This window comes from Mesorhizobium sp. B2-8-9 (genome assembly GCF_006439475.1).
GTDB lineage: Bacteria > Pseudomonadota > Alphaproteobacteria > Rhizobiales > Rhizobiaceae > Mesorhizobium.
This window is the reverse complement of sequence record NZ_VFTQ01000011.1, coordinates 145125-159191: the sequence shown is the minus strand read 5'-3', so window position 1 is coordinate 159191 and position 14067 is coordinate 145125. Positions and strand designations below refer to the sequence as shown.

At 60.9% G+C, this 14067-nt stretch carries 9 protein-coding genes and 1 pseudogene; 8 read left to right on the top strand and 2 right to left on the bottom strand.

Translation table 11 applies throughout. The annotated features are described in order from the left end of the window. Nucleotides 1-155: 155 nt before the first annotated feature. The 6 genes from bioB (at nt 156) to FJ423_RS15780 (ending at nt 7169) form a co-directional block, all read left to right on the top strand. Nucleotides 156-1166 (top strand): biotin synthase BioB, encoded by a 1011-nt coding sequence (gene bioB / locus FJ423_RS15810; RefSeq protein ID WP_064993299.1) that lies wholly within the window; start codon nt 156-158, stop codon nt 1164-1166. Continuing rightward, nucleotides 1163-2305 carry an 8-amino-7-oxononanoate synthase gene (locus FJ423_RS15805; RefSeq protein ID WP_064993300.1) on the top strand — a complete coding sequence of 381 codons (1143 nt, stop codon included), beginning with the start codon at nt 1163-1165 and terminating at the stop codon, nt 2303-2305. Before bioB ends, FJ423_RS15805 begins: the two co-directional genes overlap by 4 nt. Continuing rightward, complete coding sequence (gene bioD / locus FJ423_RS15800; RefSeq protein WP_064993301.1) at nt 2302-2937, top strand: dethiobiotin synthase; 636 nt, start codon at nt 2302-2304, stop codon at nt 2935-2937. Before FJ423_RS15805 ends, bioD begins: the two co-directional genes overlap by 4 nt. Next, on the top strand, nt 2937-4202 hold the full coding sequence (locus FJ423_RS15795) for an adenosylmethionine--8-amino-7-oxononanoate transaminase (RefSeq protein ID WP_064993302.1): 1266 nt from the start codon (nt 2937-2939) through the stop codon (nt 4200-4202). Before bioD ends, FJ423_RS15795 begins: the two co-directional genes overlap by 1 nt. Further along, nucleotides 4199-5182, top strand: coding sequence for a beta-ketoacyl-ACP synthase III (locus FJ423_RS15790; RefSeq protein ID WP_064993303.1), 984 nt, complete (start codon nt 4199-4201; stop codon nt 5180-5182). The genes FJ423_RS15795 and FJ423_RS15790 overlap by 4 nt, the downstream gene beginning before the upstream one ends. Before the next feature lie 340 nt (nt 5183-5522). Continuing rightward, complete coding sequence (locus tag FJ423_RS15780; protein ID WP_064993354.1) at nt 5523-7169, top strand: MFS transporter; 1647 nt, start codon at nt 5523-5525, stop codon at nt 7167-7169. A 171-nt stretch (nt 7170-7340) separates the two neighbouring features. Here the strand turns inward: FJ423_RS15780 and FJ423_RS15775 are convergent, their stop codons facing one another. Next, complete coding sequence (locus FJ423_RS15775) at nt 7341-11399, bottom strand: helix-turn-helix transcriptional regulator (protein ID WP_064993355.1); 4059 nt, start codon at nt 11397-11399, stop codon at nt 7341-7343. 104 nt (nt 11400-11503) lie between these two features. Here FJ423_RS15775 and FJ423_RS15770 point away from each other — a divergent pair, with 104 nt between their 5' ends. Further along, the gene (locus tag FJ423_RS15770) at nt 11504-12103 is read left to right on the top strand and encodes a type IV toxin-antitoxin system AbiEi family antitoxin domain-containing protein (RefSeq protein ID WP_084015684.1); all 600 of its coding nucleotides are present in this window, start codon (nt 11504-11506) and stop codon (nt 12101-12103) included. Nucleotides 12104-12132: 29 nt separating this feature from the next. On the opposite strand, the gene FJ423_RS34185 is transcribed toward FJ423_RS15770, so the two are convergent. After that, nucleotides 12133-12618: a hypothetical protein gene (locus FJ423_RS34185; RefSeq protein WP_064993306.1), complete on the bottom strand. Its 486-nt coding sequence runs from the start codon at nt 12616-12618 to the stop codon at nt 12133-12135. Between FJ423_RS34185 and FJ423_RS15760 the strand changes: the two are divergent. Further along, nucleotides 12533-13238, top strand: a pseudogene (locus tag FJ423_RS15760) (porin); the annotation flags it as partial. The gene FJ423_RS34185 and the pseudogene FJ423_RS15760 overlap by 86 nt on opposite strands. Nucleotides 13239-14067: the final 829 nt, after the last annotated feature.

Sequence of the window (14067 nt, the reverse complement as noted above, 5' to 3'; positions counted from 1 at the left end):
CGCGCACCAAAAGGCGCGAAAGAGCACGCTTCATGCGGCTCACCCTTCATTACTTCCGGATCCCAATATTGCGCCCACCGACGAGCCAATCGGAAGGGGCTCCCACTCGACGGACTGGTGAGTGCGCTCGCTGATCGGCAATAGAGGCTTTGACGATGACAACGGAAATGAACGAGGAGTGCGACTCGGACTTTGCCACGCAGTCGATGGAGGCAGCACTAGCCCGATGGAGCCGCAAAGAGGCCGAGGCTATATACGGAATGCCGTTCAACGATCTGCTCTTCTTGGCGCAGACGGTCCATCGCCAGAACTTCGATCGCAACCGGGTGCAGCTGTCGCGGCTTCTCAGCATCAAGACCGGCGGATGCCCGGAGGATTGCGGCTATTGCAGCCAGTCTGCGCATCACCAAACCGGCCTGAAGGCCTCGAAGCTGATGGAGGTCAAACATGTCGTCGAGGAGGCGACCAAGGCACGAGATGCTGGCGCAACCCGCTATTGCATGGGCGCTGCCTGGCGCAGTCCGAAGGAGCGCGACATGGACGCCGTGCTCGCCATGATCGAAGGCGTGAAGGCGCTCGGCCTGGAGACCTGCATGACTCTCGGCATGCTCGACCTCAGCCAGGCGCAGCGCCTGAAGGCGGCCGGTCTCGACTACTACAACCACAACATCGACACCTCTGCGCGCTATTACGGCAAGGTCGTTTCGACCAGGACCTTTGCCGACCGGCTGGAAACGCTTGGGCGCGTGCGCGAGGCTGGGATCAAGGTCTGCTGCGGCGGCATTGTCGGGATGGGAGAGGAAAAGGCCGATCGCATGGACATGCTGGTGACGCTGGCGAACCTGCCCGAGCCGCCCGAAAGCGTGCCGATCAACATGCTGATCCCCATCAGGGGGACGCCGCTCGCCGATGCCGAACCCATCGATCCGATCGATTTCATCCGCACCATTGCGCTCGCCCGGATCATGATGCCGAAGTCTGATGTAAGGCTCTCCGCCGGCAGGACGGCGATGAGCGACGAGACCCAGGCGCTGTGCTTCTTTGCCGGCGCCAATTCCATTTTTGTCGGCGACACGCTGCTGACTGCGGACAATCCCGGAGAGGACAAGGATACTCGTCTATTTAGACGTCTGGGCATCGAACCGATGCGAGGCGAGGCGAAATGAACGAGCCACCGCTCGCCCGCTTTGAAGCAACCTTGCAGGGGTTGGCACGCAAGGACCGGCTGCGCGCACTGGCGCCGCGGGTCGGGCTCGACTTCTCGTCCAACGATTATCTCGGGCTTGCTGCCTTCAAGAGACTTGGCGATGCAGTCGCGGCGGCAATCGAGCGGGGCACCCCTGTGGGCGCTACCGGATCGCGGCTTCTGCGCGGCAACGCGCCGGAGCATGAGGCGCTGGAGTCAGATGCTGCCGCGTTCTTCGGGGCCGAACGGGCGCTGTTCTTCGGCAGCGGCTACATGGCCAACTTCGCCCTCCTGAGCACCCTGGTGAAGAAGGGCGACCTGTTGATCCTCGATGAACTCGCCCATGCCAGCATGCATGAAGGGGCCCGGGCAGGACGCGCCGAGTTCAGGCTGGTGGCACACAATGACATTGATGCTTTTGAGGACGCGATCAGGCGCTGGCGCGCCGAAGGCGGCATTGGCCGCATCTGGATCGGCGTTGAAAGCCTCTACAGCATGGATGGCGACTGCGCGCCGATGGAGAGCCTGGTTGAGCTTGCCGATCGGCACGAGGCCTTCATACTGGTCGACGAGGCACATGCCACAGGTGTCTGGGGACCGGGGGGCCGCGGGCTGGCCGCCGCGTTCGAGGGCCGCGACAACATCGTGGCTCTCCATACATGCGGCAAGGCACTCGGCGCATCGGGCGCGCTCGTCACCGGGCCGCGAGTGCTGTGCGACTATATTGTCAATCGCTGCCGTCCGTTTATCTACGCCACCGCACCATCGCCGCTGATGGCAGTGGCTGCGCGCGAAGCGCTCGCAATGCTGGTCGACGAGCCGATGCGCCGCGTTGATTTGCACGAGCACGTTGCCTTCGCAAGCCGGCAACTGGCCGAGCATTGCGGAGCCAAGCCCAGCGGTTCGCAGATCCACCCATTTGTCATTGGGGACGTGGCGCGCACCATGGCTGTCGCGGCGGCTCTGCAGGCTCGCGGCTTCGACTTACGCGGCATTCGTCCGCCGGCGGTGCCGGAGGGTACCTCGCGGCTGCGCATTTCGCTGACGCTCAACGTGGGCAAGGCTGACATTCGCGTCATGGTCGAGACGCTTGCCGAAGTATTGGCCACCACGGCATGAGCAAGCGCATCGTCGTCACGGGAACCGATACGGGAATTGGCAAAACCGTTTTCGCCGCGGGGCTCGCAGGTCTGCTCGACGGCTTCTACTGGAAGCCGGTCCAATCGGGTCTCGAAGGTGAGACCGACAGTGAGGTGGTCGAACGGCTCGCTGGCCTGCCATCGGGGCGGGTGCTGCCGGAGGCCCACCGCTTGAGGAGCCCCTTGTCGCCGCACCGTTCAGCCGAAATCGACGGTGTCTCGATCGAGCCTGCCGATCTTTCATTTCCGGTCCTGCCCACACCGCTCGTCATCGAAGGCGCTGGCGGACTGATGGTGCCGATCAATCGACAGACAAGATTCATTGACATCTTCGCTGAATGGCGGCTGCCGGTGATCCTGTGCGCCCGCACTGAACTCGGCACGATCAACCACAGCCTGCTGTCGATCGAAGCCCTGCGGGCTCGCTCGATCCCGCTGATCGGCGTTGTCTTCATCGGTGAAGAGGCGGCCGATACGCAAAAGACAATCACCGAGTTGGGCGCGGTGCGTCAGCTCGGCAGACTGCCACACCTCGCTCCGCTCACGAGCGAAACTCTGAGAAAGGCGATGTTTGCAAGCTTCGACCTTGCGCAGATGGCTGGAGGCGAGTGATGCCGCGGTCGCGCGTCTGGCATCCCTTCACCCAGCACGCGATCGAGCCGCCCATGCTGTCCGTCGTCCGCACCGACGGAGCTTGGCTGGAGACGAATGACGGAAGGCGTATCCTCGACGCAATCTCCTCCTGGTGGGTGGTCACTCACGGGCACCGCCAGCCACGGATCATGGAAGCGATCCGGATTGCGACCGAGATGCTTGACCAGGTGATCTTCGCCGGCCTCACCCATGAGCCGGCAGAGCAATTGGCGTCGGCGCTGATCGAAATGGTGCCGCCAGGCCTCGACTGGGTCTTTTATTCCGACAGCGGCTCCACGAGCGTTGAAGTCGCACTGAAGATGGCGCTCGGCTATTTCCGCAACACAGGCGCGCCGCGCTCGCGCATCGTCGCCATGGAACACAGCTATCATGGCGACACGATCGGCACGATGAGCGTCGGCGCCCGGGGCGTGTTCAATGCCGCCTACGAACCGCTGTTGTTCGAGGTCGACACCATTCCTTTTCCGGCCGCGGGGCGGGAGCAGGAAACGCTGGATCGTTTCGAGACCCTGTCTCTTGACCGCCGCGCCGCCGCGCTGATCATCGAGCCGCTCGTGCTTGGCGCCGGCGGCATGCTGATGTATCCGGCCTGGGTGCTGGCGGAATTGAAGCGGATCGCTGAAGCGTCCGGCACGCTCTTGATCGCCGACGAAGTGATGACCGGCTGGGGGCGCACCGGAACCATGTTCGCCTGCGAGCAGGCATCGATCTCACCGGACATATTGTGCACCTCGAAGGGCTTGACTGGCGGCGCCGTCCCGCTGGCAGCCACGCTCGCCAGCGATGCCATCTTCGAGGCCCACTACTGCGTGGACCGAAAGAAGACCTTTTTCCACTCAAGTTCCTACACCGCCAATCCGATCGCCTGCGCGGCCGCGCTTGCCAATGTCGAGGTCTGGCGGTGCGAGCCGGTCGCCAAGCGGATTGCGGCCTTAAGTGCGAGACAGGCCGATGGCCTGCAACGCTTCCAAAACAATCCCTTCTTCGCCGAGGGCCGAGCAAACGGCACGATCCTAGCCCTCGATCTGCGCACCGGCTCGGCCGGATATCTGGCGGAGATCGGGCCGAAACTGCGCGCTTTTTTCCTCGAACGTGGCATGCTGGTGCGCCCGCTCGGAAATGTCCTCTATCTTTTGCCGCCCTATTGCATCACCGGCGACGAACTGGACGGGCTCTATGACGCCATAGAGGAGGCCGGCGAACGCTTCGGTTCGCGATCATGATCCGGTCGTCGCGCATCGTCGGTTTCGGTCATCACGCGCCGGCGCGCAAGGTCAATAACGCGGAAATCGAAGGTCGTCTCGGGCTCGAACCCGGCTGGATCGAGCGGCGCACCGGGATACGGTCGCGCTTCTGGGCAACGGGCGAAGACACATTATCGGGCCTTGCCACGCGCGCCGGCGACATGGCGCTGGCGAATGCCGGTGTCGACCGTGACGATATCGGCCTGCTGTTGCTGGCCACGTCCACGCCCGACCATCTCCTGCCACCGAGCGCGCCGCTGGTGGCCCACCGGCTCGGGCTCGACCGCGCCGGTGCGATTGACCTGACGGGTGCCTGCGCCGGCTTCATCTATGCCTTGATGTTGGCGGATGGGTTCACCCGCCTCCATGGCAAAGCGAGCCTGGTGATTGCCGCCAATATCCTCAGCCGCCGCATCAATCCGGCCGAGCGCGCAAGCGCGGTGTTGTTTGCGGATGCCGCCGGCGCGGTGGTGGTTGCCCCGTGCAAAGAGCCGGACGGAGGCATTCTCGGCGCGGCGATGGCCTCGGACGGCTCGCGCTACGGGCTGATTCAGATTCCCGCCGGCGGCAGCAACACGCCGTTTCATGGCGAGCTGGACCTCGAGCAAACCCGTATGACCATCAGTGACGGGCGTGAAGTGTTCGCCAGGGCTGTAGAGATGATGACTGACTGCTCGAGAGGTGCGCTCACGGCCGCCCGAATGCCGCCGCAACACATCGATCGTTTCGTGCCGCACCAGGCCAATGCCCGGATCTTCGATGCGGTCGGCAGGAATCTGGGCATAGCGGATGAAGCAATTGTCAAGACGATTGCCGATTACGGCAACTCTTCGGCCGCGACGATCCCACTCTCGCTCTCGCTTTCGCATCGGGCGCAGCCGTTTCGGCCAGGCGAAAAGATTCTTCTTGCCGCGGCCGGTGCCGGTCTCAGCGGAGGCGCACTCGTCATAGGAATTTAGCCGTACGCGGTCATGCACAGGATCCGTCACCGATGACACGAACGAACGGGCGCACGAAAAAATGGTCGCCGACAAGCTTCATGGGCGCTGGCGTGGTCAGGCCAGAGCGATCAAAGTTGCAGATGATTCTGTCGATCAGCACGATCGGCAATGCTGTCTTTCGAAGGTTGTCGGCGCCAGCATGGGAGAGCGGAGCCAACAGAGTTCATCACCCCTCCTCACCTCGACGAAGTCGTCCTGGTCGATAAGTCCGGCCCTTCTGGTCCATAGATCAATATTGTAGCGGCAGCACCGGCAGCCGAGAATTGAACAAGCGGCCCCTCGAAGGCATCAAATGATCATGCAGTCCGAAAACAATACCCATCTGCCTGCCTCAGCAACGCTCGCTCCCTTTCGAAACCCGGTGTTTCGCTCGATCTGGACCGCCACACAAATATCCAGCCTCGGTTGGCTCGTGCAAACGGTGGCCATCAGCTGGCTGATGGCCACGATTTCCGCTTCGGACCTGATGGTTGCGCTGGTGCAGGCTGCATCCACCTTGCCGGTGTTCCTCCTCTCAATCGTTGCCGGAGCCATTGCCGACAACTTCAGCCGCCGATGGGTGATGTTTGCGGGGCACTGCCTGATAGCATTGGCTTCAACGACGCTGATGATATCCGTGGGTCTGGGATTTGCCGGTCCATGGCTAATTCTTGCATTGGGTTTCCTGGCTGGCTGCGGCTTTGCCTTGAATGATCCGGCCTGGCACGCATCTGTTGGCGATATCCTTCACAAAAGGGACATCCCGGCCGCGGTCACCCTCATGTCCGTAGGATACAACATTGTACGCAGCGTTGGTCCGGCTTTGGGGGGCGTGGTCCTGGCATTTCTTGGACCGCTTGCCGCTTTCGCCTTGGCAGCGCTGAGTGATCTGGCGCCGCTAACCGCGATATGGCGCACACGATGGAAGGTTCGCACTTCCCCTCTCCCTCGTGAACGCATGACGATGGCAATTCATGACGGAGTGCGCTTCACTGTGATGTCCCTGGAGATCAGGGCAGCGATTGCCCGTGCAACCCTTTTCGGCCTGGCAAGCATCTCCATCCTTGCATTGCTGCCTCTATTTGTCCGGGACCAGCTGAAGAGCGGCCCGATCATCTACGGCATCTTGCTGGCCGGCTTCGGGATGGGTGCTTTCATTGCGGGCATGAGCAATAGCTTTCTAAGGCGGATGACGTCTCAAAACAGGCTGGTGTCCTTCGCCTCTGTCGCTTGTGCGGCATGTTGCCTTTCGCTTGCACTCACATCATCGGTCCCCGTGGCGGTCGTTTCGCTGGCACTCGGCGGCGCGGGTTGGCTCATCACCTGGACTGGGATCGACGTGTCGGTGCAACTGGCAAGCCCCAGATGGGTGGTCGGCCGGACACTGTCGATCTACTACGCCTTGAGCGCAGGCGGGATGGCGGCTGGCAGCTGGATCTGGGGTACTGTCGCACAGAACTACTCCTTAGGCTGGGCTTTGGAGGGCGCCGCCGGCGCTCTGTTGCTGGTTGCGGCTGCGGGAATGCTGTTACCGGTCGGTCCATGGGAGGAAACGGATCAGGAAAGTTCGGATTTTCGCCCGCCGGAGCTGGCACTCGACTTGAAGCCCAGAAGTGGACCCATAGTGGTCAAGGTGGAGTATCGGATACCCGAAGAGAACATCGAGACCTTTCTGGGCTACATGCGCGCCAGGCGGCATGTTCAGAGCCGTGCCGGTGCGCGAAACTGGACACTGCAGCGAAATCTTCAAACGCCTTCGATTTGGACAGAGACATTCCGCACGCCGACCTGGATGGACTTTCTTCGCCTGAATCATCGGCTCACGGCAGCGGATAAGGAAATCGGTGACCATCTCCTGTCACTGCACGATGGGGAGGATCCTCCTCACACAGTGCTTTCCATTGAACGCACGACTGAGGCCGCGCGTACCCGTTCCCCAACACTCTTTTCTCGCCCTCCGAGGTGACGTGACCACGCGTCGAGCATTGGGGTCTGGCCTTTGGCGCTTCTGGCGGACCGAGAGACCTACTTTGCTGCAAAAGCTCCGAATTCCGCGCGGCCAACCAGAAGCTCGGCATACAGCAGTTCGCGTGTGAAACAGCATTGGCCACACGATCCCAGGCCCGAAACCCAGCAGTCATTCCCAGTCCAGTCGCTCGGAACTCTGATCGTGGCGATGTGCTTGAGCCTCATAATTGTCCGCTAGCGTGTCGAGAGCCTTGGCCGTATGCGGATGGTCGAAAGAGATCGCATTCGACCATCCGCGGTATTTAGCGGCTTCCTTCCGTTCCAGCTCCCCACCGTCGCGCGGCGATCGCATTGTTACGCCACGTCGGTTCATCTTACCGGTCAAAAAGCCATTGATCATTGGTTTGCTGCGGAAAAGATCGATTGCGTCGCGGACCGCTTCGGCCGGCCAGTTGCCGTCTGCTCCAAAAGGAGAGGCAGCCAAAACGTTGCCAATGCGACTGTCGGCGATATCTTCTCGGCCGGCGGTCTTAGCGAGCGATCGAGCTTCCTTGATCCACCCCTCAAGAGCAACGTTATCGATCGTCCCATCATCTTTTGTACCGGGAAGCCGATCCCATTCCTCAAGAAGTCGGTAGGCCTGGGTGGCGATGGCGCGTGCTCGCTCGGGATCCTGCGGCTCAACGTCGACGACACCGCTTTCCTCGCTCGCCTTGAATACCGCGCTGAGTATTTGGACAAAGAAGGATGGCTGCTCCGACAGCGCCTTCATAAGCACCTTGGGCGGACGGCGCGAGCGAGTCAAAATCGGTAGATAGGCCCACTCGACCTTGACCAATGCATTGCTGTCGACGTCATCACGTTTGTCAAGCACCTGGAGGATTTCGGCGACGTAGTGCTGGAACATCGTCGCTTCGTTCCTGTCGCCCTCGCTCTCGAACGGCTGTCGGACGGCCTCAAGTAGCACCTCGATGAGAAGATCTGAGAGCAGATCAGTTCGGCTGTCGCGTGCCGCGAGCGGCAGAGCGTGACGCGCGCGACCAACGGAGATGAGTTTGCGGATCGCGAAACCGACCTCGTCACGGTCGTCGCTCATCCAGAACACCGGCGTCTGACGCCAATACGTTTCTTCGATTTCAGCGCCAGCGCTGGTAGCCTGGTCCCAAGTCCAACGCCGCCCAGGAAGCGCGCGCAGGATCGTAAGCAATGCGGTGTCGCCCCAAGAGCGACTGGTTGCCTTAGCGATCAACTCAGCTGCCCATGGCTCCTTTCGCTCTGCAAAGGCAGAGACGATCAGGCCGTGGGCAAGAGCACGCTCATGCGCATCTTCGCTTCGAATTGCCGACTCCAACAGCGCTTCGAGATCGGGTTCGGAGAGACCGCCAGCAAAGAGCGCCTTGCCGATGTATCCCGCTGTGCCAACCTTGCGGGAGAGCGCGAGGATGGCTGGAATGCCGTCTTTGGAGAACAGGGCGTGTGCGGCATCTTTCCTCGCTAGATCGACCTCACGCTCATTCGTCTTCCAACCTTCGGCCGAAGGCCGTGGCAAGCCCGCATCTTGTTCAAAGAGCCATGCCACGCGCTCTATTGGATCAGCGGGTGCGAAGCGCTCGTAAATCGCCTCAAGTCGGTCGAGCACTTGACTCGGCATGGACCATTCGGCGTCTGGAAATTGCCGATGGTGATGGAGGACACGGCGCATGGCGGCCCATATTGCTGCGCGGTCAATCTGCTTAGTAATCCTCGGCTCAGCCGCCTCCAGTGTAGAGAACCCACCTTCCGTGTCCGGTGAAAGGTCAGCGAATCGGTCGAGCAGCGCGGTCCACCTGGCGGCATCGAGGCCGACGTCGACGAGCACACGCTCCGTGATCGCCACAGCTCCGCGCCCGATGGTGGCCCATGTAGCCACCTCGACTTCATCGACGGTAAAATCACGCCACAGCGGCATCGGCGACGGGATGGAGGTGTCGTGCCCCTGCGGTAGCAGGCTCAACATGAGTTTCCAGGCGGCGTCTCGCTCGTGCTTGCGAATGAGGTCGAGCGCCCGAAGCCGCAGGTCGAGCGTCGCATAGGTTTGGGGCAGCCAGAGAAGATGAATCGCGCGGAGACTGTTGGCCGGTCGGTTCGCGTATTGCCCGGGCGGGTTGTCGATGGCGTCCAGCCGAGCCAGGACATGGGTCACTTTCGGCATGAGCTCTGGCGACCAGGCCAGGGACTCGAGCGCCCACAAAAGATCCGACAAATGCTCTGCCCCAAAGACACCTTCCCCGTCTCTGCCGAATAGGGCGCGGATTGGCGGGTCGTTCAGATCAAGGCTATCCTCGATGGCCCGAAGAAAGGCGCTCGGTGAGGCCTCGGCCAACAATCGGAAGTCTCGAGATAGGGACCACCATCTCTGTTTGGTGGCATTCGCCAGCAGCTTCGCGACAATATGATCAGCACGGCGTGCGGCGTCCGGTATCGTCTTAATCTCCTCGCCCCACAGAGCAAGCAGGATCAGTACTTGTCCGATCCCATGGCGCAACATTCCCGAATAGTCGCGCTGGACGCCGCGAACACTCGCCATCCAGCGCTCGTCTGGGTCCATCTCGAACCGCGGATCTACGGAGCCGAGGACAGCATGGGCTGCAGCCTCGAAGCGCTTGATGTCGACCCCTGTCAAATGCCGCGCAAGCAGGAACCATGCATCTTGCGGCGAAGCGATACGCCAGGTCGAGCCGATCTTTTGCAGTGGGCTGTCAAATCTTCCGACGTAAGGCATCAGATCGCGGGCGATTGCGTCATATGGTTCGTCAGCGAGCTCTGCAAGGCGTGCCTTATCCGCCTCTGCGTCCTCATCCCAGCCGCCCGCGAGAAGTGCTGCCAACAATGCTTGAGGCGGCCTAACCTCCGCCCACTGTGGCCGTCGCCCCGGCGCGCTGGGAATAAGGCGACGCAGGACAGCCAAATTGCGTGCGCTGTCGCGCGCGTATGCCTCGGCACGAGGTTGCGCAATGCCAGCGGCAACCAGAGCGCTAGCGATCCCCTCGCGCGACGGTCGCGGTAGGGCACGGACGTCACCTCGGGAGATCGGCCGCTCGTCATAGGCTTGCAGGACATAGTGGCCGCGTCCCGCCAGCGCGTGCGCGATGCCGGGGTCTGGTTCAGTCATGACGACAATCAGAGGACCTGGCGCGTTTGCCAATGCTCGCGCCGCCGCAGCGGTCGTCGCCACCAGGCATCGGGCCTTGTAAGCGGCCTTCACTTCGTCCGGGAGCATCGCAAGTGTTGCGTAAAAGAACGACACGACCTCATCTGTGGTCGTAGCTTGGAGCGAGAAAACGGATGGCTTGCTGCGAAGCCAGCGGAGAAGGTCAGCTGCTTCCTCGTCACGATCACTTAGGACCAACTCCTCGGTCAGGGGCCACTTCGCAGCGAGCGACCACTCTTCCCAGACTTCCTCGAGCTCTCGAGTGTCCTCCGGTCGCTTCCCCAGGCGAACCGCCAACCACAGCCCAACCACCGGTGTTTGTTCGATCCAGTGGACAAGGTCGTCGGCGTCATAAACACGAACGTTTGCCCAAGGCCCTTCCGCCTCTCGGGCCTTTGCCCATTTATCCTTGCCGGGCCAGTGGCGGGGAGTGACGAACACAAAGCTAGCATTGGCTGGATCGAACGGCGCCGGCTCGTCGGTTCGCTTCCGGTAATCCTCGGTCACCTTTCTTTCGATGTCGCGACGCTGGCTTCCGATCTCCCAACCAGCCTCACCTTTCGGCACGTAAGAGTTTCCTGTGTCCGTGTAGGTCTGTCCGTCCCAGCCCGGATGCTGGACCCCTTCGTCAGCTGGAAAGCGGAGGTGAACTGCGGTGCCGGCGGTAGCGCGTATCAGATGTGAAACAAGGGTTGGCATGCTCAGCACGCCTTCTGTTCGGTTTGCCCAGACCGAAAGATCTTCCGCATCCACCCAGCGGATAGGTGCGCCTGCTCGCTCGGACGGGGTGATATTCGGGATAGCTGGTCCGATTACCGCACCCGTCGGCAGGAAACGGATGCCGGCATTTTCGAGCGCCGTACGAATTGCTTGGGCATTGTTGGCGACGGGGATACGTTGACCCCGCTCGAAATCCGCAACGGTAGAGGTCGCCACGCCGGCTTGCTTGGCCAAGTCGTGCTGGGACCACGCCAAAAGAGCCCGGGCGGCCCGGACGTGCTTTGGGGTAAGATCAAGCGGGGAAACCTGTTGCGCCATGGTCATATGAAATATATGACATCAGTTGAGTTTTCCCAACTGTTCTTTTCTGTCGACAAATCTAAATTTTTGCCGACAATAGATAACAAATGCCTCGAAATCGTATGACCCACCGTGAGACCGCCCTGAATCTCGTTCGAGATCGCGGCATCGTGCGTGCGCGCGACTTTACGGCGGCCGGCATCCCGCTGGTCTATCTCAGGCGCCTTACCGAGGCCGGTGATATCGTACGTCTCAGGCGCGGTCTATACCAGCATCCCGAGCGAATGGGCGAAGACACCGATCATGATCTGGCAGAAGCGGCACGTATTGTGCCGAACGGCGTGGTCAGCCTCATCAGCGCGCTTCGTCACCACGGTTTGACGACCCAGCTTCCGCACGCGGTGTGGATGACGATACCACACAAGGCAAGGACGCCGCACACTCCAGGCCTGCGTCTGGAGATTGTTCGGGCGACCTGCGAAGTCCTGGCATCCGGAGTCGAGTTCATCCGCGTCGAAGGCGTCGATGTAGCGATCTATGGCGTCGCAAAAACGGTTGCCGATTGCTTCAAGCATCGCCGTCATGTTGGCGAAGACGTCGCAGTCGAGGCGCTCCGCGACGCTCTGCAACAACGAAAGACCATAGCGAGTGAGCTGATGAAGTACGCGGTCATTGATCGAGTGACCGCCCGGATCGAGCCCTATATCAAGGCCGTACAATGATGGCTAAGGTTCTCAAGAATCCTGCCGCCTCAATAAGAGACCGCCTTCTTCAGCACTCTAGGCAACAGGGTGACGACTATCAGCGCATCCTGACGCGGTATGCGATCGAACGCTTGCTTTTCCGCCTCAGTATGACCGAAGCGTCCGAGCGCTATGTACTCAAGGGCGCAATGCTGTTCGTGACCTGGCCCGAATACGTCTTCAGGCCAACCGGCGATCTTGACCTGCTCGGCCAAGGCGACCCTGACCCCGGCGCCATTCACGACCTCTTCACCCGGATTTGCCAGGTCGAAGCTCCCGACGAAGGCATCGTCTTCGATGCGGCCTCCCTGACAGTCGATCCCGTGCGCGAAGGAAAATACCAAGGCGTTCGCCTGAACCTGAAGGGTTGGCCGAACAGCCTTCAACAGCGGCGCCAAGTTGACTTCCGCCTGGATCCAGCTTGGTGGCCTGCGTGTCGGGAAGGACGACTCGGCCTTCGACACGTTTGCCGGATACTCCGGGAACGTCTTCAATAATGCACTCGTTGCGTATTGGCGATTTCGACACCAACGTAGCTCAGTACTATCTGGATTCCGACAATGGGTTTTCAGCTCTGGTTTCACTTGAATAAGGGGCGGGTGAGGTCGGTTCTCTTGACGGCCATGTTCCCCACGTCGTCTTAGGCGTGAGACAGACACAGGCTGGCGGAGCGATCACCGGCGTCATCGCTCGTGACAGCAACTACAACGCTTTGGCTGGCAAGGTCCGCATCGACCTCAACGTCACAGATGATTGTCGTTATTCGGTATGTTCGGCTACGGCTCCCTTGGCAATCCCAACGACGACCCAAGCAGGGCGATCGCCGCTCAGGGTCGCGGCTTCTACAAGAATGGAGCGGCGACTGGGCTTTGTGGGTAGGGGCCACTTACAGGTTTCGACGAGAAAACGTCGTTGAACCTCCAGGTCTCAGGCGATCAGCTCAGCAACTGCGGACTGGCTGCAATTCGCCTATATGGCCATTCCAGGGTTCACAATCAGGGCCGAAGTCGATTATGCCCACTACGCCAAGCTCACTCCCGTCGCCTCGAACCCGGCTAACGTCGGCAAAGCGGACAGGCTCGGCGGCGTTCTGCGATTCCAAAGCTCGTTCTAACGGAATGAATTTGAACGGCGGCGCCCGACGGGTGCCTCGCTGTCTGGCCTTTCAAGATGTCGTCCCGCATGATCATGCCCGGACTCCGTTGCTGGGCTTCAGAACCTGCTCAGCGAGACTCCCAAGCTCGGTAACTCAACAGCTGGTCCGCGACATCGCCGGTCGATCTGCATCTCTGTTGGGCTACTACCTGGCGATGAAGCTGCCGAATCGAGAGCACGCAAGGGCTGAGAACACCTAGACACTTCGTCCAGGCACTTGAACCTTCTTCAGTGGTTCAGGATGAGTTTCGGCGGGCGTCGTCGCAACATCAGTGAGAATTTTGTTCTGCTGGGCCGTCTTCAGGGCAACTCAATCTGAATCGCAGCCGACTGCCCAGGCTCGCAAGCCTTTGGTCCCGGAAGCCGTGACAGCATAAGGTCTAGCCAAATTTCGTGCCGCCTCGCCCAGTTCTCAGCCGCGTTGTTGTCGCCGGGAAATGGCCGACCCTCCTATCCGTAGCCGGCGTCCCAAGCAGCACCGCAAATTGGGCAATGGCAATGTATGCATCCACGTCATGGATGCTTCTTTATCTAAGCAATCGATTTCTCCGGCTGTCCGATGATGAATATGAAGCGTCAGTTGGCCTGGTGGGGCCATCGGAGTTGTTGCGTGGAATCGCTTACCCAGTGCGGCCCGGGTGCCGCCATCTTCGGTGGAGTTGCCAATGTGATCTGCAGCCGAACGGCAAACGGCGGTCGTGGAGACAATGAGCATGGATACAGCCGGCTAGCTGGGACTATCCTCTACCGGGGGAAAATAGCTGTCACAACCGCATGTGGCCGGCGAG